The following is a 21,880-nucleotide window of genomic DNA, read 5'->3' on the forward strand; positions in this document are numbered from 1 at the left end:
TTATTTCAGTTTGTTGAACATGTTCTTTAAATAAGAAAATGGGCACTTCGATACCTGTTTTTCGTCATCACGGAGGAAATACTGCTTCCATTCACGATTATTCTTTTCTCCATACCAGCCTAATTTCGGGTGAATCGGAGCTTCATCATAGGCCTCTAAACGGGAGCGGATCAGGTTGCTCATGTTGCGGCCAAAAGCGGTTGAGCCATTTAACTCTTCAAACACCCATCTCGGCTGAAAGGTGATCATAAAAAAAGGAAAGCTTCGGCTTTTTCTCGCCTCGTGCCCCGGTGTAGCGCAAAGAATAAAGTACGGCTCGCCGTCAAAACAAAACTCCCATTTATAATGCTCAGGATCGGCCGGAATGTCTTCCGGCCATTCTTTTTCGTCTTGATGACTCAGTCTATTTAAAAAGCGCCAAAACAGCTCTTCATACGCTTCAATCGAATAATGCTCCGCCAAATCTTCCGGTGTATCAAACAACACAACGAGGGATGCGTATTTTCCCGTGTCCCGCGATATCTTGCCGTACTCCGCAAGCAACGGAGCCAGTTCCTCCGCTGTACGGTTTTCCCGCGGATCTCCGGCAAAAGCAATCCGAAGCTGATCAGTCAGAAACGCCTGGCGTCCGGGAATGCACGGAAACGTATCCGCGTCGTCCGCCAGAGTTTCTGCCAGCAGCTCAAAAGCGATTCTTTGCCATTCAGGAAGCTCTTCCTGAATACGTTCCAGAAAACTTTTGGTGTAAATCCCACTCACCATTGATCCACCTCCAGTATCATCTGGATACTATATTAAAACTGGAAGCGGCAGGTGACTGTCCTTTATGAATCAGCCCAATAACTGTTTGATGCCCTGATAACCAAAGTAAAGGCCAAACACGAGGAGTGATACACCGGCCATTCCGGTCAATCCTCTCAATAGCTTTTCATGAAGCAGGTTTCTGAATGTACTGGCTGTAATCGCCATGCAGAAATCCCAGATTAAAATGCCGATCATGATGCCCGAGCTATAGATCAGAAGCTGATTCATATTGTAGGCCTCTGCTGTTTTCGCAAGAATGCTTCCGTAAATTCCAAGCCAAAAAAGGATGCTCAATGGATTCGAGAGTGAAATGAGAAAACCTGAAGCGAACGTTTTCCGGAATGACGGCTTTCCCCGCGAGCCTCGCACATCCATCGGCTCTCTGACGTTTTTCAGCGTTTCAATTCCAGTATAGGTCAGCACAAAAAAGCCGAAGAGCCACAAAAACGTTTTCACAAATGGAGCGGTCAAAAACTGTGACAGCCCGAAATAGATAAAAAGCATGTACAGCCCATCCGCTGTCATGGCGCCTAAACCAAATATCCATGCATGCCAAAAACCGTTTTTAATTCCTTTGTCTATTTGCGCCGCATTCACTGGCCCCACAGGCGCAGACAAGGACAGTCCCAGCACAATATAGCTCAAAAAAATGTTCACCGGCCCGTACTCCCTTCTCTTACGTAACTTGTACAATTTATTCGGGAACGGGCCAAGCTATGCACAATTTCACTTACTGTTTCAAACGTTGAAGCTCTTTCTCCATGATATCAGCGGCTTTGCCTACAAAACTGAAAATGAGTTCCAGTTCCTCTTCCGTATATTCGCAGCACAAATCCATCGTCGACTCAGACAGAGGACGGAACAAATCCTTTATATGTTTTTTCGAAGCAGTCAAAGGGACGATTACGACTCTCCTGCGATCGTTCGGGTCCTTTTCACGAGCCACATACCCCGCTTTTTCCAGCCGGTCAACAAGCGCCGTGACGGAACCCGTGCTAAGTCCGGTTTTTTTCCCCAGCTCTCCGGCCGTCATCGGTCCTGCTTCATTTAAAATGTCAGCTGATTTCAAATCGGTGGGAAACAGACCGAGAGCTTGAGCGGCTGCCTGATGAAACAGAACCGTTCTTGTGCCCAGTTTTCGAAAAAGCTGAACAGCAGTCTTTTCCAACTCACTTCTGGAATTTCTTGTTGACAACTGACAGTCCTCCCTATAAAATCGAGTTTATCTTGATAATCGAGATATTCAATAATCAAACTATTATCATGATATCAGAACTTACATAGAAAAGTAAGAGGAGGTAGAACAAATGGACACAACAACAGCAAAACAGGCTTCCACAAAATTTGTTGTTCTCGGTCTCCTGCTGGGCATCTTGATGTCGGCGATGGACAATACGATTGTTGCCACCGCGATGGGCAACATCGTAGCCGATCTTGGAAGCTTCGATAAATTTGCCTGGGTGACGGCATCCTATATGGTGGCGGTTATGGCTGGCATGCCGATTTACGGCAAGCTTTCTGATATGTACGGCCGAAAACGTTTTTTCCTGTTTGGACTCATTTTTTTCTTAATCGGTTCGGCTTTATGCGGAATTGCCCAGACGATGAATCAGCTGATCATCTACCGGGCCATTCAAGGAATCGGGGGCGGCGCGCTCCTGCCGATTGCCTTTACGATTATCTTTGATTTGTTTCCGCCGGAAAAACGCGGAAAAATGTCCGGCATGTTCGGCGCTGTATTCGGATTATCCAGTGTTCTTGGGCCGCTTTTAGGCGCAATCATTACAGATTCGATCAGCTGGCACTGGGTGTTTTACATCAATGTGCCGATCGGCGCATTGTCATTGTTTTTCATTATTCGCTATTACAAAGAATCTCTGGAGCCCAGAAAGCAGAAAATTGACTGGGGCGGCGCGATTACCTTAGTCGTATCCATTGTATGCCTGATGTTCGCCCTTGAGCTTGGCGGCAAAACATACGATTGGAATTCCATTCAGATCATCGGCCTGTTTATTGTATTCGCCGTTTTCTTCATTGCCTTTTTTATTGTGGAGAGAAAAGCGGAAGAGCCAATCATTTCTTTCTGGATGTTTAAAAACCGTTTGTTTGCCACAGCGCAGATTCTCGCTTTCTTGTATGGCGGAACATTCATTATTTTAGCGGTATTTATTCCGATTTTCGTTCAGGCGGTCTACGGCAGCTCAGCGACAAGCGCGGGCTTCATTTTGACGCCGATGATGATTGGATCAGTCATCGGCAGCATGATCGGCGGAATCTTCCAAACAAAGGCAAGCTTCCGCAATTTGATGCTGATATCTGTTATGGCTTTCTTTATCGGCATGCTGCTTCTTTCCAATATGACGCCTGACACAGCACGGGTATGGCTGACAGTCTTTATGATGATTTCAGGCTTTGGCGTAGGCTTTAACTTCTCACTGCTGCCGGCGGCATCGATGAATGACCTCGAACCTCGCTTTCGGGGGACGGCAAACTCTACAAATTCGTTTTTGCGATCATTCGGCATGACCCTGGGCGTCACCATTTTCGGAACGGTGCAAACAAACGTATTTTCAAACAAGCTGAGTGACGCCTTCAGCGGCATGAAAGGTTCAGCGGGATCAGGCGCGGCGCAAAATATCGGCGACCCGCAGGAGATTTTCCAAGCGGGAACACGTTCCCAAATTCCTGACGCGATTCTGAATCGCATTATTGACGCAATGTCATCAAGTATCACGTATGTCTTTTTGCTCGCTTTGATTCCAATTGTCCTCGCGGCGATTACCATTTTGTTTATGGGAAAAGCCAGAGTGAAGACAACAGCCGAAATAACAAAGAAAGCAAATTAACATAAAAAAGCAGTACATGCTGGGCATGTACTGCTTTTTTCTATTACACTCCTAATCTTGCAAGAATAAACGTCCATATACATATGCCCAATAACAGAACCAGGCTGTACGCCACTGTCCGTTTAAACAGTTTAGATTCCTTGCCTGTTTGGCCGACCGCTGCGGCAGCGATGGCGATAGATTGAGGAGAAACAAGTTTCGCCATGACCCCGCCCGCAGTATTTGCGGCCAACAGCAAGTCAGAACCCGCACCGATCTGCGCTCCGGTGACAACCTGCAAATGTCCAAACAAAGCGTTATTGCTGACAACAGAACCGGTAATGAACACGCCGATCCAGCCGAGAACAGGACTGACAAATGGGAACAGGTCCCCCGTTTTCGCCAGCGCTAACCCAATTGAAGAGCTGAGCCCTGCGAAGTTGGCCAGATTGGCAAACCCCATCACGAAGCAGATCGTGATAATCGGCACCCACAGCTCTTTTCCTGTCTCCTTCAAGGAAGCAAAGGCATCTCGAGAGGAGAAATGTTTGCTGAACAGTCCTGTCACGATGACTGCGGCTAAAATCGCTGTACCAGTCGCTGACAGCAAATCAACTTTCAAGACTGCATCTAACGGCATGGCAGATGGCGCAATCGGCGGCATTTTCATAATTTGCTGGTGCAGAAAAGGCATTTTAAACAGGAGCGTTGTTTGATATAACAGTCCGCCTTCTTGGAAAAGCGCTTTGAAGGCGGGAAGGCTCCAGATGGTGATCGCCGCAGTTAAAATGTAGAAAGGTGACCACGCTTTCGCAATGTCAGCGGCACGGTATGTCTTTTGCTCACCAGCATCGCCGGCTCCTTCCTCCCTGTAAATCTCTTTCGGCTGCCATTTGCGGAGGAAGAGGGCAAGCCCGCCCATGCTGAACAATGCCGCCAAAATGTTGGCTAATTCCGGCCCGAGCACCGCCATTGTCAGTGTCTGAACCGCTGTATACCCACCGCTCACAACCAGAAGGGCAGGCCATGTCTGTTTGATTCCTTTCATTCGATCTAATAGGAATACAAGCAGAAACGGTATGAAAAATGAGATCATCGGCAGTGTCCACATCAATGTCCGTGACAGCTCAAGAGCAGACAAATCACCAATCTGCGCCCCTGTGATGACAGGAATCCCGATTGCCCCAAAGGCTCCGGAAGCTGCGTTTGCGATCAAGCAGAGCGCTGCCGCTTTTAACGGTTTAAAACCAAGTTCGACGAGCAGCGCCGCGCTGATCGCAATCGGAACACCAAAACCGGCCGCGCCTTCCAAAAACGCGTTAAAACAAAAACCAATTAATAATAGCTGTAATCGTTGGTCAGGCGAAATGCCGGCAATGCTGGACCGAATAATAGTAAATTTCCCGGTTTTCACTGCGATTTTATACAGCCATACCGCCATCAGGACGATGTAGCCAATGGGCCACAGCCCGCTCCCGATTCCTAGCAAAACAGAAGAAATCGCTTTTTCAACCGGCATGTGAAATGCCAAAACGGAGACGAAGAAACTGACGGCTAGAGTAAGAAACGCCGCAAGTATGCCTTTCATTTTCAAAACAGTTAAAGCCAAAAGAAAAAAGAGAATCGGAGTGAGCGCCACAAGTGCGCTCACATACTCGTTTCCAAACGGATCATACAACTGCTCCCACATTGACAATCAGCCCTTTACTCTAAAGTTGCGATTAGTTGACTTTTTGTTCTGCAAAATGAGGCTTTAAAATGTTTTTAAGGACGCCGGCGCTGTGAAGGAACTGTTCTTTTTCTTTCTCATTCAAGTTCAGCTCAGTGATACCAGCGATCCCTCCGCGGTTCACGACAGCTGGAACACCGATGTACACGTCATCTGCACCGTATTGCCCGTCCACATATGTGCTGACAGTTAATATGCTGTTTTCATTATGAAGAATCGCTTTTGTAATGCGGGCAAGACTCATCGCAACGCCATAATAAGTCGCGCCTTTTTTCTCAATGATATGGTAAGCTGCGTTTTTCACGTCATCTACAATTTGGTCGAGCTCCTCTTGTTTGTACGCATCGTTTTTCTCAACGAGTTCACTGACCGGCACACCGCCGACATTCGCGTGGCTCCAAACAGGAAGCTCAGTGTCGCCGTGCTCTCCGATAATATGCGCGTGCACATTTTGAGGCGCTGCGCCAAAGTATTCGCTCAGCATGTAACGGAATCTCGCAGAATCTAGTGTTGTGCCGCTTCCGATCACCCGCTCTTTTGGCAGGCCGCTGAATTTCCATGTCGCGTAAGTCAGGATATCAACCGGATTTGTCGCGATTAAGAAAATGCCGTCAAATCCGCTCGCCATGACTTCACCGACAATGCCTTTGAAAATCTTTAAATTCTTTTCTACTAATTCAAGGCGTGTCTCACCAGGTTTTTGGTTTGCTCCGGCGCAAATGCAGACAATATCAGCATCCTTGCAGTCTTCATATGTTCCGAAAGATGTTTTGACCGGTTGCGGCGCAAACGCCTTTCCGTGGTTTAAATCCATTACATCGCCCATTGCTTTTTCTTTATTTAGATCAATGACCACAAGCTCATCTGTGATCCCTTGGTTAATTAACGCAAATGCATAACTGCTTCCAACAAAACCCGCTCCGATTAAAGCTACTTTATTTACATGTTTGTTCATCATTAATCATCCTTCCAGGGTATGTTTCTCTTTGATGTCTTTTTATTTGTGAAGTATTTCACATTTATATTGTGCAATACTTCACAAACTTTTGCAAGAGAAAAGTTTTGTCTGATTTATGAACAAAAAAGAAACCATCTATGATGGTTTCTTTCACTATAACCCGTCAGCCTTGTACTCAATAAGGAAGAGAACCACTTAAGCCCGAGTCATTATATAAACCATTTTGCACGTAATCAAAGCCAGGCTGATTCTGGCCAGGCACTTGGGCGCTGCCATTATTAAAAATCACTTTGGCGTTGGTTGTATCCGTATCCGCAGGCAGCGTCAGGGTGTAAATTCCGTCTGCATTTTTAGTCATTGGTTTTCCAGGCCAAGATCCGGTCAATTCAATTGCCCCGCCCCCATCCTGTTTATAGATATAAGCATTTACCTGACTCCAATGATTCGGATTTTGATAGCCGATGGTTTTGGCCGAAGCTGGGTCTCTTTTAACAAAACTGTACTCCTCGGTCCTCGTTACACCATCACTGTTCGTTCCTTTTAACATGATGGTGTATGTTTTGCCAAATGGATCTTCTTTTCCGATTGTGAATTGATCTCCATCTTTAAACGCTGTCTCTTGTCCATTATTGATTTGATAAACAGCTTTTGTTGTGTTCGCATCTGCACGCAGGGTAATCGTCAGTTGATCATTGAAAGAATGTGTTACGCCTGCTTTGTAATTCTCAAGGAAAACTTGAGGCGCATTTGCAATATCGTCAGGATAAAGCACAGCCACAGATCTGGCATTGATCGTGCCTGTCAGTTTACCGTCCCTGACTTGAAATGAACCGGTCCCGGCTTTATTATCATAGCTGCCATCAGGTAATTTCGTTGAAGCATTTATGCTGACAGAAGAGGAACCTGCATTTGCCAGCACAACACCTTTTGAGCCGCGCTGATTCATAAATATTTGATTGTTCCCATTCGGATTTGAGAGTTCCTCAGGCTGCCCGGCCATTTCATTGTGAAATTGATTGACCGCAGTGATCGCCTGATCTTTAAATAAGGCGCTCCCGCGATCTCCTATTTGACTTTTCCCTGGAAATCTTACACCATTTCCGCCGCCCTCAGGCCTGGAAAAGAAAAGAGGCGTGCTTCCTGAGCGCGAACCAATCACTGCCCAGCCTAAACGGATATCGTCATCACTCATCCATGTGGACTCTTCATCATCATTGGCATACGTATCATGTGACTCCACCCATGTGACTAACTTGTCCGCAGACACGTCAGATGCATAATGGGAGATATTCGACACACTCAGATTGCGATTCTTTAAAGCGGATCTGATGGAATGCCCATAGTTAGACGCTGTCACATTCATATAATTCGCATATGCAGCATCCCTGGAAGCACTATCCTGAAGGATTTCTCCGTATTGGAACTCCGCCGATGTATTTGTGATATTCGGCCAAAATTGGCTTCCGTAATTCCCATCATCCGGAAGCTCTATATGCTTGGCGGCATCATAGCGGAACCCGTCTGCTCCGTCATCCAATGCTCTTTCTAAGAAACGTTTCAGATAGGTTTGCACCTCAGTGTTCTGTGTATTCCAATCATACAACCCTAGCAATGCATTCTGCGTGACATCCCATCGATCCGACCAGTTTTTAATTTGTGTGTTTCCGTGTGTCCAGTTTGGAATACTCTTAATCTCATTGGAAATGGCGGCATAGTCACTGGTGGTATGATTGATGACCGCGTCAACTATGACTTTTACGCCATATTCTTCAGCGGCTGCACACATTTCTTTAAATTCTTGTTCAGTGCCTAAGTAGTGGTTGCCAATTTGGTACGATGTCGGCTGATAGAGCCAGTACCAGTTCGGCATGCTTTTATTTCCTTGGTTCCCTTCCTTTACTTGGTTAATCGGAGACGTCTGAATGGCTGTATATCCTGCATCATGAATGTCCTTCATATTGTGTTTTAACGTATTGAATGACCAATTCCAAGCATGAAGAATGGTCCCACTTTCAATCGATGGCGCTGCCAGTTCATTTGATGTGTTCTGTGTTTCAGCATTTGCAGCCACCGGTCCTGCCAAAACCATATGAAACAGCAACAAAAATCCAGCGAATAACGGCAGTAAAGAGGTTTTGAATCGTTTTTTAAACATTTTTGACACTCCTTATTTGATTTTTGAAGACTGACTGCGGAGTCAAAAATTCCTCTTACTCTTTCTACAGCTTCCTCCTTTCAACTGTTGTGAAGACTGGAGAAGAATTATGTTAACGCTTACATTTGAACTTATCACACCCTCTCTATCAAAGCAACGCGGCAGAGTGAATTCAAATCTATATTCCTATCAAATAAAAAGACTTTGCTCTTATAAACAAAAAAAGAAACCACCATCAAGATGATTTCTTCTTTGCTTCTTCTTTTACCGCTCTTCTGTAAGCCAACTTCACAATCACATATCGAAGCAAAAACAGAACGCCGCTACAGACGATAAAAAGAAGAATCATTTTCAGCCAAGCGAAGAATGTATGGGGAATCCCCCTGTCGTACATCGTAAGCACCACTACCGCAAAGGCGACCGCAATTGAATCTATTCGCTGCTGCTTTACCCGTTTTCGCAGTTCTTCTTCGGTGTCTATTCTCGGCATGAGCATTCCTGACGCTCCTGCCCTGATGCAGTAATATAAGATGATGAGGAACAAAAACACAAGGCTTGCAGCCCATTCTTTAAACGGAAATTCAAACATAATGCCGCGGATGATCACATCAAGGAGCGCAAACGATCCCGCTATCATCCCAATCTCCGACCAGATTTTTTGTTCTTTTTCTTTTACTCTCTTATTTTCCCCATTCACGCCTGAAAGTCTATTACGCAGATTATTCATGACCTTCCTCCCGCACTTTTACGAATGGCTATGGCTTACATGTTACAATAACAGCCTGCGCTTCTGCAATGAATAACTCAAAAGCCCGCCGTACAAGCCGGCGGGCAGCAATTGTTAAAACGGCCCCCAATTGATCATGACGCCGATCACAATAAAAACAAGCCCGATCAAGAACCAAATCAGAGCAAGCGGCACCATAAACCGCAGCCACTTGACGTACGGAATGCCGCTGGCGGCAAGTACCGCCATGAGAACACCGGATGTTGGATTGACACAGTTGACGACCCCTTCTCCAAGCATAACCGCCTCCACCGCAACCTGTCTCGTGATTCCCATCAAATCAGCGAGCGGCGCCAGGATTGGAATAAATACAACGGCTTCGCCAGATCCTGAGGAGATGAGAAAATGAAGCAGCGCACTGGCGATATACATGCCGATTGCCCCGGCAATCGGACTGAAACCGTCCAACAGTGAAGCCAAAGCATTGACGACTGTATCGAGTAACTTTCCATTTTCAAGGATGACGGAAATGCTTCGTGCCATCCCGACAATCAGCGCCCCGTATACAAGGCTTTGACAGCCCGTAATGAAGGTTTTGGCAATATCGTTCGCCGCAAGTCCGCCTATTAAACCGACAAGGACAGAAATAAAAATAAATGTCGCAGCCATTTGGGAATCCGACCAGCCAAGCTTCAAAGCGCCGTATAAAAAGCCGACCAGCGAGAGTCCCGCCACGGTCAAAATCAGCTTATGGCGAACAGTAAATGACACTGACTGATCTTCTTCTTTACCGGCTTCGCCCATTCCTGCCCCAGGGAACCAATCTGTTCCTAACACACTGGCATCTTTTGATTTTTTTAATTTTCTCGTATACAAATAGATATAAATAATAGAAGACAGCAAAAAGCAAATGTAAATCACAACTCGCAGGCCGATTCCTGAAAAAAGAGGGAGCTCCGCAATTGATTGTGATAAACCGAGCGGGGACGGTGATAGTATAGTGGAGTTAAATCCAGCGTAGCAGCCGATGTAAATGACAGCGGCTCCCGCGACGGCGTCCCATTTTAAGGATCGTGCCACAATGAGGCCGATGGGGATAAAACCGATAACTGAATTCACGACAATCCCGGTTGTTCCGAGAATAGAGAACAACGCGCCGACAATACAAATAAATAATAATTGCTTGGTGCGGAATTTGCTGATGACATTGTAAATCAGGCCATTGATGGCACCCGTTTTTTCTAAAATGGCAATGGTGCCGCCTGTGAATAAAATCAGAAAGATGATTGGTGCTGATCCCACCATTCCATCCTGTAGGGAAGTAAAAAAACCGATCAGGCTGACCGGTGACTGTTCAATGGAATGATAGCTTCCCGGAACAGCAGTCGTGACATCCCCCTTTGTCACGCGGTCAAATTCACCTGCCGGCACAATATATGAAGCGATTGCGCAAATGAAAGCAATGATAAATAAGAGGACATAGGCGTCAGGCATTTTAAATGTCATTCGTTTTTTCTTAGGCTGTGTTTCGGCTGCTGGCATACTCATATTTCGATCCATCCCCTCTGTTTGAAAATATTAATTATTCTGAAAAGTCTCAATATGTGCTATATTATATACAGCCTATCTTCCTGTTTCAATATAAATAAAGTAAAGAAGGTAAAAATTCATTCTAATAGAAGGAGGTATTTCTTACCATGCAAAAGCTTTCAGAAGACATGAAACAAACCATTATGGACATCTTCGAGCATCTGCACGCGAACCCTGAAGTCAGCTGGAAGGAATATGAGACGACTGCATTTCTCAAACAAAAGCTTGAGGAGTTAGGATGCCGGACGCGCACGTTTTCAGACTGCACCGGGGTTGTCGGCGAAATCGGCTCAGGCTCACCTGTTGTAGCTGTGCGCGCTGATATTGACGCGCTATGGCAGGAGGTAAACGGCACATTTCGCGCCAACCATTCCTGCGGACACGATGCACATATGACAATGGCATTGGGCACATTAATGCTGCTGAGAAAACAACCTGAGCTTCCTAAGGGCACAATCCGTTTTATCTTTCAGCCGGCAGAAGAAAAAGGCGGCGGTGCCTTGAAAATGATAGAAGAAGGCGTACTTGATGATGTCGACTATTTGTATGGTGTTCACGTCCGCCCAATTCAGGAAACACAAAACGGCCGCTGCGCCCCGTCTATTCTGCACGGATCAAGCCAGCACATTGAGGGAACGATTATCGGAGAGGAAGCCCATGGCGCCCGCCCGCACCTCGGGAAAAACAGCATTGAAATTGCGGCATTTCTTGTACATAAGCTCGGGCTCATCCATATTGACCCGCAAATCCCGCATACCGTCAAAATGACAAAGCTTCAAGCCGGCGGAGAAAGCTCTAACATCATTCCGGGAAAAGCATCGTTCAGCCTTGATTTGCGCGCACAGACCAATGAAGCCATGGAGGCGTTAATTGCCGAAACAGAAAGAGCCTGTGAAGCGGCCGCCGCCGCATTCGGCGCTAAGATCGACCTGCAAAAAGAACACAGTCTGCCTGCAGCGACACAAAACAAAGAAGCTGAAGCGATCATGGCAGAAGCCATTACGGAAATCATCGGGGCTGAGCAGCTTGATGACCCGCTTGTCACCACCGGCGGCGAGGATTTCCATTTTTACGCCGTGAAAGTGCCGAACCTCAAAACAACAATGCTTGGTCTCGGCTGCGGACTCCAGCCGGGACTCCATCATCCGCACATGACCTTTGACAGAAATGCAATGTTCAACGGCATTCACATTTTGGCGAACGCCGTGCTCAAAACATTTCAGAAAGCGGAATCGCTTGCTGCCGCTAACGCTTCTTAACGCAAAAAAAAGCAGCCTGATCCCAGGCTGCTTTCTTCATTACTTCTTCAAATCTTCAATTGAGTTAACGTTTTTCATATATTGAGGAACAACAAGACCCATTTTCACGCCCGTCATACTGGTGCCAATATCGTCATATTTGCCTTTATATTTGGCGGCGTATGCTTTATGGGTATTCGGCAGCCATGCGGAAAGGGATGCATCCGCACTTCCCGTCGCAATTGCAGTCCACATCGGCCCGGCCTCTACCTGAGTAAGTGTTACCTCATAGCCCAAGTCTTCTAAGACTTTGCCGATCACGTTTGTACTTGCAATTTCACTGTCCCACGCCACATAGGCAAGGTTGATTTTGTCCCCCTTGACCTTTTGAACGCCTTTTGTCCACTCCGCAATCTGATCTTTGTGCTTCTTCACATACTCAGCTGCGACTTTGGCAGGTTTCTCGCCTTCTTCCACTTTGATCATCACTTCGCCCATATCGTCTTGCGTCCATTTAAACTGGCTCAGAAGCTTTGCGGCATTCGGCTGCTCTTTGCTGAAGCCTTTGCGTGTGATCGTATGGATTTCCTCCGCGCTGCCATAAGATTGTTTCGGATCATCGAGATATTTCAGCTTATATCTGGAGAACATCCAGTGCGGTGTCCATCCTGTAATGATAATCGGTTTCTTACGGTCGTATGACTTTTTAAGTGTTGCGGTCATCGCGGCACTTGACGCTGAAATCAATGTCCAGTCATTCAGGTCATAATCCTTCATCGCTTTGTCAGTCAGGGACATAATCCCTGAACCGGGGTCAATCCCGATGATGGTCTTATTCACCTGTTCTGCTGCGGTTGCATTTTCATCGTGTTGTGAACCGCAAGCCGCAAGTGAGAGCGCCAGCATGGCGGAAACGCCAATGCCGATGATTTTTTTAAGCATCAGGCATTCCCCCTGCTTTTCTTCTTCACTTTAATATTTTGAGTAATACGGTCCAGGGTAATGGCAACGATAACGATGGCGATACCCGCCTCTACTCCGACCCCGGTTTTCAGCTGTGTAACGGCGCTGTATACTTCAGAACCAAGTCCCGGCGCACCGACCATTGCGGCGATAACAACCATTGATAACGCAAGCATGATGCTTTGGTTGATTCCGGCCAGGATGGTTTTTGTCGCAAGCGGAAGCTGAACTTTAAACAAACGCTGAGCTGTTGTAGAACCGAACGCCTCAGTCGCCTCAATCAGATCCGCCGGCACTTGTTTAATACCGAGAACGGTCATGCGGATTGTCGGAGGCATCGCGAAAATAACTGATGCAACAACACCCGGCACAACACCGATGTTAAAGAAGAAAATCGCCGGCAATAGATATACGAAAGCAGGCATTGTCTGCATTAAATCAAGAATTGGCGTTACAATACGCCGTACCATTTCTTTCTGGGACGCCCAAATTCCGATCGGAACCCCGACCACAATCGAAATAATCACAGATGTCAAAACAAGCGCCAATGTTTGCAGCATTGGGTCCCAATATCCTAAATAATCGATCAGGAGGAATCCAATCAATGTAAATAACGCAATTCCTCTTGTACTGATCCACCACGCAAGTGCGGCGAAAATAATCGTTAACAAAATAGATGGGATAAATCCAAGTCCGCTGACAATTCCATTTACAAAAGCGGCAAGTCCGTTTGCGATTCCGTCGAAGAATCCGCCAAACGTCAATGTAATCCAGTCAACAAAACGGTCAATGATATCTGCTAAAGGTATTCTAGGCAGTCTATCCATCTTACTTCACCTCCTGTGCAGAAGGATCTTGTGTTTGTTCGCCAGTGCCTTCAGCATTGATATACTCGTTATTGCCGGCAAGCGCGCCAATCAGTGCGCCTTTTACGACAATCCCTTTCATTCTTTGCTTCTCATCTACAACCGCAATTGGAATATTCGCGTCAGAAACAACGTCAAAAATCTCTGTCAAATACGTATCCTCTGGTACAGTCGTAAATTCTGTATTCAAGATATTTTGAAGTGACAAATCAGATTCAGCCGCTTTTTTCGCATCAGACGCATAGATAACACCTAACAATTTCTTTTGTTTATCCACTGCGTAAATTGAAGAAATTCCAAGGTTTTTCATCAATGTCAATGCCACGCGAGGCCCTTTATCAATCCGCACTGTTTCAGCGCGTTTCATAATATGGCCTGCTGTGAGGACTTTAGATAAATCAACATCCTCGACGAATTTCTCAACATATTCGTTAGATGGATTCATCAGGATTTCTTCAGGCGTGCCGATTTGAACGATGTTGCCGTCCTTCATCAGAACAATTCTGTCGCCGATCCGCAATGCTTCGTCCAAGTCGTGCGTAATAAAGATAATCGTTTTTCCGACATTATCGTGAAGATCAAGAAGTTCATCCTGCATATCTTTACGAATCAGTGGATCGAGCGCACTGAACGCTTCATCCATCAGAAGAATGTCCGGATCATTTGTCAACGCGCGGGCAAGGCCGACACGCTGCTGCATCCCGCCGGAAAGCTGGTCAGGATATTGGTGTTCAAATCCTTCAAGTCCGACGAGCTTTAAGGACTCAAGCGCTTTTTGCTGGCGCTCCTGTTTGTCTACACCTTGAAGCTCCAGTCCGTATTCTGTATTTTCAAGTATCGTTCTGTGCGGGAACAGAGCGAATTTTTGGAAGACCATGCTGATTTTTTTCCGGCGGACTTCCCGGAGCTGGTCTTTAGACATATTTGTTATCATGTCACCATCAATGTAAATATTTCCGGCAGTCGGTTCAATAAGCCGGTTTAACATCCGTACTAAAGTTGATTTACCGCTCCCTGATAGACCCATGATGACAAATATCTCACCATCATATACTTCAAAATCTGCCTGATTAACCCCAACGGTTGAACCGGTTGCTTTCAGGATCTCTTTTTTTGTCTTTCCGTTGGCAAGCATTTGAACTGCCTTTTTTGTTTGTTTCCCAAAAATCTTGGAGACTTTCTCGACTTTTATCTTAATTGGTTTCTCATCTACACTCATATTTTCCCTCCATATTAAGCAATCCTAATAACCGTAACATTTATGTAACTTCCCAGACAAACAGCATATTCTCTTTTATTCTGTACCATTTCTTTATAAACATCCATGTGACCACATGATCTTATTTATGCTTCTAAATACTCTGTAATCCTCCTATATAATTGTATTTTACGGGTGATTTTTCTCCTATCTATAGATGAAAACGCTTTTATTGGAATTGAATTCCTCCTGCCTATTATGACTTCCTGCTCCTTTACTGGAAAATTAAGTTGCTTTCCCAGCATCAATTATGTATTATAGTTTCATGACTATGAAACAAACAGATGATCAAATCAGAGCGCAAATTTTTAAAGCACTGTCTGATGAATCAAGGCTTGCTATTATTCGTACGCTTTATGTCAGCGGAAAAGAACTCAGCTGCGGTGAAGTAGGTGAAAAGTGCAATATTGTGAAAACCACGGCATCTTATCATTTTAAAACGCTGCGTGAAGCGGGATTGACGGCAACCCGAAAAGATTCGCGGACAAAATATGTCAGTCTCCGTGAAGACACATTTCAAACATACCTGCCTGGCTTTTTGGAAACCCTCTAACAAAGGGTTTTCTCTATACATATTTGTTTCATAGTTTCAAAGTTATAAAACTATAGGAGTGATAAAATTTGAATCGTATTTGGCTTTTCTTCAGTGTCATGTTTGTCATTGGCACAGATACCTTTTTGCTTTCCCCGCTTCTCCCGCTTTTACAGGAGCAGTTTCATGTCTCTACTGATTTGTCAGGCTGGATGGTCAGTGCTTATGCACTCGGTTATGCGCTCTTCGCTTTCATTGCGGGCCCAATCTCAGACCGTTTGAACAGGAAAACAGTCATGCTGTGGGGGCTTGCGGGCTTTATCGTATCCACGTTTTTATGCGGCATCGCTCCCTCTTTTGCCGCCATGTGCCTGTTCCGTTTTGCCGCAGGCGTTAGCGCTGCGTTTGTGACGCCTCAAATTTGGGCGTCCATCCCAATTATTGTTAAGCCTTCTCAGATCATAAAAAGCATGGGTATTGCGACAGCAGGATTGGCCGCTTCACAAATGCTCGGACTGCCGATCGGAGGGTTTTTCGCTTCCTTTACATGGCATACGCCATTTTTCGCTTTGTCAGCGTGCTCGATTATTCTTCTATTGATTCTGGCGGTGGTTATGCCTGATATCCGCCCTTCTGAACCATTGGCGCGCCCATCAATAATCAACCCATATCGGGAGCTGTTTTCACTGCCGAAAACATCGGTCATTCTGCTTGCCTATTTTCTCTTTCAAACCGGAAACTTCGCTTCATTCAGCTTTCTCGGCACTTGGCTTTCCGCGGATTATCATTTAACCGTGTCACAAATTGGAGCCGCTATGCTTGTACTCGGACTGGGAAATATGCTTGGAAGCCTTATCGGCAGCCGGATTTCAGCAAAGCTTGGCATGTTTAAGACATTGATCGGCGGGATGCTGCTGATGGGCGCTCTCTATTTCGCTCTTCCTTTCTTTCCTAACTTATTTTTAGTTGAAACGAGCTTTTTTCTCACGTTCTTTACAGCTGGCATTATCTTTCCGTTAATGATGGGTGTCTCTCAATCCATTTCACCAAACGCGCGAGGAACCATCGCTTCCCTTTCCAATGCCGCTATGTATGCAGGAACCACTGTCGGCACAGGTATTGCAGGTTTTTTATATCAAAGCACACAGCATTTCGGAGCTGTCACAGGATTTACTGCCATTCTGTTCATACTTTCTATGACGCTCTACCAGACAATCAGTAAAACCGGGAAACGCCAATCCGCAGCCCGGACGCAATTGTAAAAAAGCACCTCATTCCAGAGGTGCTTTTCCTATTCCAGCTCAGTTTGTTTCGTCTCTTTCCCCATAATTAAAATACAAGCAACCGCGAGTAAGATGGCAATGCAAAAGATTGAAAAGATGACCGAAAACGAAATATGACGGGCTGCGAGCGTTCCAACGAGCAAAGGCCCGAAGATGCCGCCGATTCTTCCAAATGCCGCCGTCGTTCCTGAACCTGTTGCGCGAATCGCAGTCGGATATTGCTCCGGGGTATACGCATACAGCACGCCCCACGCACCGAGATTGAAAAACGATAACAGCATTCCAGCCGTAAGCAGAAGGCCTAAAGAATCAGCCGTTCCGAAGAAATAGGCGCTTCCTGCTGTACCAATCAGGTAAATGACGAGTATCCACTTCCGGCCCGCTTTTTCAATCAGCCATGCGGCAGAGAAATAGCCCGGTAGCTGAGCAAGCGTCATCAGCAGGACATATTCAAAGCTTTGAATCATGCTGAAGCCTTTCAGCAGCATGACACTCGGGAGCCATAGGAACATGCCGTAATAAGAAAACACCACACAGAACCAAACGATCGACAGCATTACGGTCGGCCGTATATACTGTCTTGCCCAGACGCTTTTTACATTCTCCCACACAGATTTCTTTTTGGCAGAAAGCGATTCATATTTTGGTGAATCAGGCAGACCCGTCCGCAGGTATAACGCATAAAAAGCAGTCAGTGCGGTTAACAGCAGGGCAGCCTGCCAGCCGAAGCTTGGTATCACAAAGTAAGAAATCAAGGCCGCTGCGAGCCAGCCCACGGCCCAAAAGCTCTCCAGAAGCACAATCACTCTGCCCCGCTTTTCAGGCACAACCGCTTCCGAAACGAGTGTCGAAGCGACTGGAAGCTCTCCGCCAAGTCCCATGCCGATCACGAAACGAAGGATTAGAAATGCCGATAAGCTCGTCACAAAAGCGGAAATGCCGCTTCCGATGGAAAAGCATAGAAGGGTGATAATAAATACTTTTTTGCGGCCGATTCGATCAGCCAGCAGACCAAACAAAAACGCTCCCGCAGCCATGCCGATGGAATTGACGCTTCCGATCCATTTCATTTCCTCGGGCGACAGATTCCACTCTACATGAAGCGCGGCGATAATAAACGATAATATTCCGACATCCATTGCATCAAACAGCCACCCCAAACCGGCGACGCCCAGCAGTTTACGCTGGGATATAGGCTGTTGTTTTCCCATTGCCAACACCTCTGATATGCAAAATGATTACCGTTTAAGTTTACACCTGTCTTTACACATTGTCATTAACTAAATGATGTAAATGAAAAACCCCGCTTATGTTCCACAAGCGGGGTTCTGATTATTGCTGTAATGCTGCTTTTTTAATATTATCCTGAAGCTGGGCAATTCGTCTCGCGCCGTCTTCGCGGAGGCGTTTGTTTTCTTCTTCGATTTGTTTTGTTTCCTGCATGCCGCTGACAATCGTGTTCCAAGACGATTCGATCGTTTCAATATCTATGCTCGGTCTGCCGGCCATTCTGGCAATTTCAACACTTTGGCTCGAGATGTTTTCAGCATTTCGTTTCAGCATCTCGTTTGTCCGGCGGTCAAGCTCGCTCATAGAATCAGCCACAAGCTTTTGGCGTTTCACCGTAACAGCCTGAATAATGCCGTTTTTGAAAATCGGAATGGTAGTGATAAACGCGGAGTTGATTTTCCCGATCAGCTTTGCGTTTCCGCGCTGCAGGAGACGGATTTGTGGTGCGGTTTGAAGAGCCACCATCCGTGCCATATCCAGATCATACACCCGTTCCTCAAGCGCCTGAATGCCGTTGCGCAACGTATCAAGCTGCATTTGCGCCAGCTGGTTTCCGCTTGCCGCTTTTTCCTCATATGAAGGAAGGATCGACTGCATCTCTTCCAGTTTCATCTGTCCGGCAACGACGTATTTTTCAAGCTCCATATAGTATTTAATATTGTTTTCATACATTTCATCGAGCGTGTAGTTCGTCTTCGTCATCTCATCTTTGTATTTCGAAATCTCAACGTTGATTTTTTCAATCTCTCCGCCAAGTGTCTGATACTTTTTAAAGATTTTTTCAATCATGCTGCCGCCGCGTTTGAAAATTTTCGCCATTAATCCCTTAGGCTCATCAAAATCATTTTTGTCGAAGCGGTCCATGATTTTTCCAAGCTGGGTCAGCATTGTGCCAGAGTCTGTCACACTTGTTGTTTTCATCATCCCCAAGATGCGGTCAGAGAACTTGGAAATTTCAACGGCCGGCTCCTTGCCGTACTCAAGCAGCTCCATTTGGTTTTTGACGTCAATTTGTTGAGCAAGCCGCTTTACCTCTGGTTCCTGACGGAGCTGAAGACGGATATCGTCAGCTTTTTGCTGGGAAATCTCTTCATTTTTATCGAGAACAAGCGGATTTTGATTTTCTGTTGTCATGCTTTTCTTCTCTCCTTATTTTTGGGTAATGTTTCTGAAGAGCCTTTTCACAAGCGAAGGCTCTTTGTAGTCCTGCTGGAACACCATGTCGTCCAGCCAGTGGATATCATACTGATCGTCTTCAATAAACTGCTCAATATCTTGGTGTCCGGGCGGATTATAAATGATGATATCGATTCCGATTTCATTCAGGAACAGCAGGGCGGCAGCATCCGAACGCGTGAGTCCGCCGCTCATTTCCGTATGATATAAAACGAGTTTCGGAACGGTTTGCGCATAGTCAAACATTTGAATTAATTTCAGCAGATTAGCAGGCAGGTTTGTCGTTTGTTTAAACAAATAGATTTGAACATCCTTGACTTGTTCCTGATGCAAAGCCTTAAGCCGAGGATGCCTGCACATTCTCGAAATCGTTTTGGCAATGGCGGTCTGAACGCCCGCCGGCAGCTGTTTGTACTGCCACACATTGCTTGCCATCAGCTTGTCCGGATCAATATTCCCTTCTTGATCAAGTGCGTGGCTGTAGTGAAATTGATAGTTCGACTTTATTTCTTCTGTAAATGGAAAGCTTCTGACCATTTCTGTTTCCTGATAATCCGCTAGAGTATGAAGCCTGTTCCAATATTCCTTATTGTCTTTCGACACGCCCATAATTTTGGCGAATACATTCGGAATTTCAATGGAGTGTTTATCTGCTTTGAAATTCGGCCGAATAAAGGCGCGTTCTTTCGTGATTAAAAACAGTTCATCATAGGTCGTTTTCAGCGTAACGGACACCGGTGTGTGATCTCTGAACTGCCATGGCTTGTACAGCATGGACTCCTCGTGATTCAGCACATGTTCAATTTCTTTTGTTGAGCGGTAAGCCACTGTTGATTTACGGTCTGGTTTTTCTTTCGGAAACGGCTGAAGCTCCGAAACATCCGGGAGCTTTTCCGTAAAACTGAGCTCCTGCTTTGGATCGACAAGCGCCAGCTGATCGGTTCCCGCCGGATGGAACAGCAGAACATCACAGCCGACCAGCATCAGATAATATAAGAAATAGAGCTGGCTTTTCGTCGCATCTCCATACCAAACAACCTTTGGCATCTCACGCTCTATATCGGTTTTTTCCAGCCACGGATTCAGGTGATTTAAAGAAAACTTCGAGACATCAAGCAGCACTCTGCGAAAATCAGGATGATTCAGCCCCTTCTCATGACTGTCCGCAAAGGTATGTAAAAGCGTCATCAGCGCTTTTCTTAAATGGCGGTGCATCAAGGGATTTGAGTGCTTCGCAATCAGCTTTTCCCCGTCCAGAAAGGCAACAAAGCGGCTGACTGACAGCCCTTTTTCTTTCTGATTGATGGAATGAATATGCTGAAGCTTTTGAAATGTTTCCGGTTCGATTGTTTTATCAAGCGTTTCACTCAAAATAGTCATGCGGTCATTTACAGACAGCTCATACAGCTCGTTATAGTAGTCTGTCTCATCAATAGGCGTGCCTAATATCTGTCCGGCAAGGCGGGAAAACGAAAGGCCCTGTGCTGTTTCATAGTGATCACGCTCCGGCAATGGCTGAAACAGCAGGCTTTTCCAATCCCCCTCAGCCGGAAGTGCTTTATGAATGATTACTTCTTCTTGTCTCATCATATCCTCCTTTCCGGTTTGTCATTGAACGATATTTCGGTAACAAAAAAGGAAGGACATTGAACCTCCCTCCTTGTTTTGTTTTATTCTTCTTTTGAAGCGGCTGTTTGTTCGCGCACCTGCTTTTGTTTGTTGATGTAGTGAATGATCAATGTTACCGCAAATGCAGCGATAATGATGATGAAGAATACAGAGTGCGGCATTTCGTAATGGAAAGCGCTCCCCGCCATTTTGAGCGCGATAATGCCGATTAACACGAATGCTGTGTTTTCCAGCTCAGGAATTTTATCAATCAGCACAAGGAACACTTTTGCCACTGTACGCATCATTAAAATACCAAGCATACCGCCGATCAGAAGCACCCATACTTTTTCAGATACCGCAAACGCGGCCAGGATGCTGTCCACAGAGAAGGCAAGATCCATTAATTCTACTGAAACGACAGTCGCCCAGAAGATCCCGAACGTGCGGACCATCCAAGAGTTTTTCTTCATGCCGTCCGCTTCTTCTTCTTTTTCGCCTATCCAGAAGTGCTTAATGACGAGCCAAGCCAGGTAAAGCGCGCCAAGCACCTTGATCCACCAGAATTTAATGAGGAGCATACCGAGCCCGATGAAAATAAACCGGAAAATATAAGCTCCAAACAAACCATACGTTAACGCTTTTTTACGCTGTTTTTCCGGCAGGTGTTTGACCATGACCGCAAGAACAAGCGCGTTATCGGCCGATAAAAGGCCTTCCAGAACAACAAGGGAACCGATCAGACCCCAGGAAACAGGATCAGTCAGAACTTCCCCCCACATTTTCCAATCGAAAAATGAAGCATACGTAGACATGATATGATGTAAAAAGTCCAAGTTTTTTCCTCCTATTAATTTGAAACGGTGACTTCTCTATTT

At 45.9% G+C, this 21,880-nt stretch carries 19 protein-coding genes; 4 read left to right on the plus strand and 15 right to left on the minus strand.

Annotated features, from left to right (window positions below; all coding sequences use genetic code 11):
* From ACQXR1_RS18850 to ACQXR1_RS18860, 3 genes are all read right to left on the minus strand, one after another.
* Positions 1-762 (minus strand): YqcI/YcgG family protein, encoded by a 762-nt coding sequence (locus tag ACQXR1_RS18850; protein WP_430772667.1) that lies wholly within the window; start codon positions 760-762, stop codon positions 1-3.
* 69 nt (positions 763-831) lie between these two features.
* Positions 832-1,461: a LysE family translocator gene (locus ACQXR1_RS18855; RefSeq protein ID WP_227099574.1), complete on the minus strand. Its 630-nt coding sequence runs from the start codon at positions 1,459-1,461 to the stop codon at positions 832-834.
* A 73-nt stretch (positions 1,462-1,534) separates the two neighbouring features.
* Positions 1,535-1,999, minus strand: coding sequence for a MarR family transcriptional regulator (locus tag ACQXR1_RS18860; protein WP_014662695.1), 465 nt, complete (start codon positions 1,997-1,999; stop codon positions 1,535-1,537).
* Between the two features lie 112 nt (positions 2,000-2,111).
* Here ACQXR1_RS18860 and bmr3 point away from each other — a divergent pair, with 112 nt between their 5' ends.
* The gene (gene bmr3, locus ACQXR1_RS18865) at positions 2,112-3,650 is read left to right on the plus strand and encodes a multidrug efflux MFS transporter Bmr3 (RefSeq protein WP_136654889.1); all 1,539 of its coding nucleotides are present in this window, start codon (positions 2,112-2,114) and stop codon (positions 3,648-3,650) included.
* A 43-nt stretch (positions 3,651-3,693) separates the two neighbouring features.
* Here bmr3 and ACQXR1_RS18870 read toward each other — a convergent pair whose 3' ends face one another.
* The 5 genes from ACQXR1_RS18870 to ACQXR1_RS18890 all read right to left on the minus strand — a co-directional run bounded on the left by ACQXR1_RS18870 (position 3,694) and on the right by ACQXR1_RS18890 (position 10,746).
* Positions 3,694-5,319, minus strand: coding sequence for an L-lactate permease (locus ACQXR1_RS18870; protein ID WP_338709351.1), 1,626 nt, complete (start codon positions 5,317-5,319; stop codon positions 3,694-3,696).
* A 31-nt stretch (positions 5,320-5,350) separates the two neighbouring features.
* A complete protein-coding gene (locus ACQXR1_RS18875) occupies positions 5,351-6,316 on the minus strand; it encodes an L-lactate dehydrogenase (RefSeq protein ID WP_069839801.1) in 966 nt (321 codons plus the stop codon).
* 175 nt (positions 6,317-6,491) lie between these two features.
* Positions 6,492-8,471, minus strand: a complete 1,980-nt coding sequence (amyE, locus tag ACQXR1_RS18880) for an alpha-amylase (protein WP_430772668.1) — start codon at positions 8,469-8,471, stop codon at positions 6,492-6,494.
* A gap of 235 nt (positions 8,472-8,706) precedes the next feature.
* The gene (locus ACQXR1_RS18885) at positions 8,707-9,198 is read right to left on the minus strand and encodes a DUF6773 family protein (RefSeq protein WP_069839799.1); all 492 of its coding nucleotides are present in this window, start codon (positions 9,196-9,198) and stop codon (positions 8,707-8,709) included.
* Between the two features lie 114 nt (positions 9,199-9,312).
* Entirely contained in the window at positions 9,313-10,746 is a 1,434-nt protein-coding gene (locus ACQXR1_RS18890; protein WP_430772669.1) for a YfcC family protein, read from the minus strand.
* A gap of 149 nt (positions 10,747-10,895) precedes the next feature.
* Between ACQXR1_RS18890 and ACQXR1_RS18895 the strand changes: the two genes are divergently transcribed.
* Positions 10,896-12,047, plus strand: a complete 1,152-nt coding sequence (locus tag ACQXR1_RS18895; RefSeq protein ID WP_430772670.1) for a M20 peptidase aminoacylase family protein — start codon at positions 10,896-10,898, stop codon at positions 12,045-12,047.
* Between the two features lie 39 nt (positions 12,048-12,086).
* Here the strand turns inward: ACQXR1_RS18895 and opuAC are convergent, their stop codons facing one another.
* Genes opuAC through opuAA form a run of 3 tightly spaced genes read right to left on the minus strand, consistent with a single transcriptional unit; the run spans position 12,087 to position 15,074 of the window.
* Entirely contained in the window at positions 12,087-12,968 is an 882-nt protein-coding gene (opuAC, locus tag ACQXR1_RS18900) for a glycine/proline betaine ABC transporter substrate-binding protein OpuAC (protein ID WP_095431210.1), read from the minus strand.
* A complete protein-coding gene (opuAB, locus tag ACQXR1_RS18905; RefSeq protein WP_069839795.1) occupies positions 12,968-13,816 on the minus strand; it encodes a glycine/proline betaine ABC transporter permease subunit OpuAB in 849 nt (282 codons plus the stop codon). Before opuAB ends, opuAC begins: the two co-directional genes overlap by 1 nt.
* Position 13,817: 1 nt before the next feature.
* Entirely contained in the window at positions 13,818-15,074 is a 1,257-nt protein-coding gene (opuAA, locus tag ACQXR1_RS18910; RefSeq protein WP_014662684.1) for a glycine/proline betaine ABC transporter ATP-binding protein OpuAA, read from the minus strand.
* A gap of 289 nt (positions 15,075-15,363) precedes the next feature.
* Between opuAA and ACQXR1_RS18915 the strand changes: the two genes are divergently transcribed.
* Together ACQXR1_RS18915 and ACQXR1_RS18920 are read left to right on the plus strand one after the other, a co-directional pair.
* Positions 15,364-15,666: an ArsR/SmtB family transcription factor gene (locus ACQXR1_RS18915; protein WP_268555828.1), complete on the plus strand. Its 303-nt coding sequence runs from the start codon at positions 15,364-15,366 to the stop codon at positions 15,664-15,666.
* A gap of 68 nt (positions 15,667-15,734) precedes the next feature.
* A complete protein-coding gene (locus ACQXR1_RS18920; protein WP_430772671.1) occupies positions 15,735-16,907 on the plus strand; it encodes an MFS transporter in 1,173 nt (390 codons plus the stop codon).
* Between the two features lie 29 nt (positions 16,908-16,936).
* On the opposite strand, the gene niaP is transcribed toward ACQXR1_RS18920, so the two are convergent.
* From niaP to ACQXR1_RS18940, 4 genes are all read right to left on the minus strand, one after another.
* Entirely contained in the window at positions 16,937-18,139 is a 1,203-nt protein-coding gene (niaP, locus tag ACQXR1_RS18925) for a niacin permease NiaP (protein WP_430772672.1), read from the minus strand.
* Positions 18,140-18,260: 121 nt separating this feature from the next.
* Entirely contained in the window at positions 18,261-19,352 is a 1,092-nt protein-coding gene (locus tag ACQXR1_RS18930; RefSeq protein WP_430772673.1) for a toxic anion resistance protein, read from the minus strand.
* 15 nt (positions 19,353-19,367) lie between these two features.
* Entirely contained in the window at positions 19,368-20,981 is a 1,614-nt protein-coding gene (locus ACQXR1_RS18935; RefSeq protein WP_430772674.1) for a YceG family protein, read from the minus strand.
* Between the two features lie 83 nt (positions 20,982-21,064).
* A complete protein-coding gene (locus ACQXR1_RS18940; protein WP_014662678.1) occupies positions 21,065-21,838 on the minus strand; it encodes a TerC family protein in 774 nt (257 codons plus the stop codon).
* Between the last annotated feature and the right edge of the window lie 42 nt (positions 21,839-21,880).

Source organism: Bacillus sp. ATD, assembly GCF_050585765.1.
Classification (GTDB): domain Bacteria; phylum Bacillota; class Bacilli; order Bacillales; family Bacillaceae; genus Bacillus; species Bacillus stercoris.

Excerpts from the sequence above, each read along its gene's own strand:
- ACQXR1_RS18895 (WP_430772670.1), top strand. The coding sequence starts at position 10,896 with ATGCAAAAGCTTTCAGAAGACATGAAACAAACCATTATGGACATCTTC.
- opuAB (WP_069839795.1), bottom strand. The coding sequence starts at position 13,816 with ATGGATAGACTGCCTAGAATACCTTTAGCAGATATCATTGACCGTTTT.
- ACQXR1_RS18915 (WP_268555828.1), top strand. The coding sequence starts at position 15,364 with ATGTATTATAGTTTCATGACTATGAAACAAACAGATGATCAAATCAGA.
- ACQXR1_RS18890 (WP_430772669.1), bottom strand. The coding sequence starts at position 10,746 with ATGAGTATGCCAGCAGCCGAAACACAGCCTAAGAAAAAACGAATGACA.
- amyE (WP_430772668.1), bottom strand. The coding sequence starts at position 8,471 with ATGTTTAAAAAACGATTCAAAACCTCTTTACTGCCGTTATTCGCTGGA.
- opuAC (WP_095431210.1), bottom strand. The coding sequence starts at position 12,968 with ATGCTTAAAAAAATCATCGGCATTGGCGTTTCCGCCATGCTGGCGCTC.
- ACQXR1_RS18875 (WP_069839801.1), bottom strand. The coding sequence starts at position 6,316 with ATGATGAACAAACATGTAAATAAAGTAGCTTTAATCGGAGCGGGTTTT.
- ACQXR1_RS18935 (WP_430772674.1), bottom strand. The coding sequence starts at position 20,981 with ATGAGACAAGAAGAAGTAATCATTCATAAAGCACTTCCGGCTGAGGGG.
- opuAA (WP_014662684.1), bottom strand. The coding sequence starts at position 15,074 with ATGAGTGTAGATGAGAAACCAATTAAGATAAAAGTCGAGAAAGTCTCC.
- ACQXR1_RS18870 (WP_338709351.1), bottom strand. The coding sequence starts at position 5,319 with ATGTGGGAGCAGTTGTATGATCCGTTTGGAAACGAGTATGTGAGCGCA.
- bmr3 (WP_136654889.1), top strand. The coding sequence starts at position 2,112 with ATGGACACAACAACAGCAAAACAGGCTTCCACAAAATTTGTTGTTCTC.
- niaP (WP_430772672.1), bottom strand. The coding sequence starts at position 18,139 with ATGGGAAAACAACAGCCTATATCCCAGCGTAAACTGCTGGGCGTCGCC.
- ACQXR1_RS18885 (WP_069839799.1), bottom strand. The coding sequence starts at position 9,198 with ATGAATAATCTGCGTAATAGACTTTCAGGCGTGAATGGGGAAAATAAG.
- ACQXR1_RS18930 (WP_430772673.1), bottom strand. The coding sequence starts at position 19,352 with ATGACAACAGAAAATCAAAATCCGCTTGTTCTCGATAAAAATGAAGAG.
- ACQXR1_RS18850 (WP_430772667.1), bottom strand. The coding sequence starts at position 762 with ATGGTGAGTGGGATTTACACCAAAAGTTTTCTGGAACGTATTCAGGAA.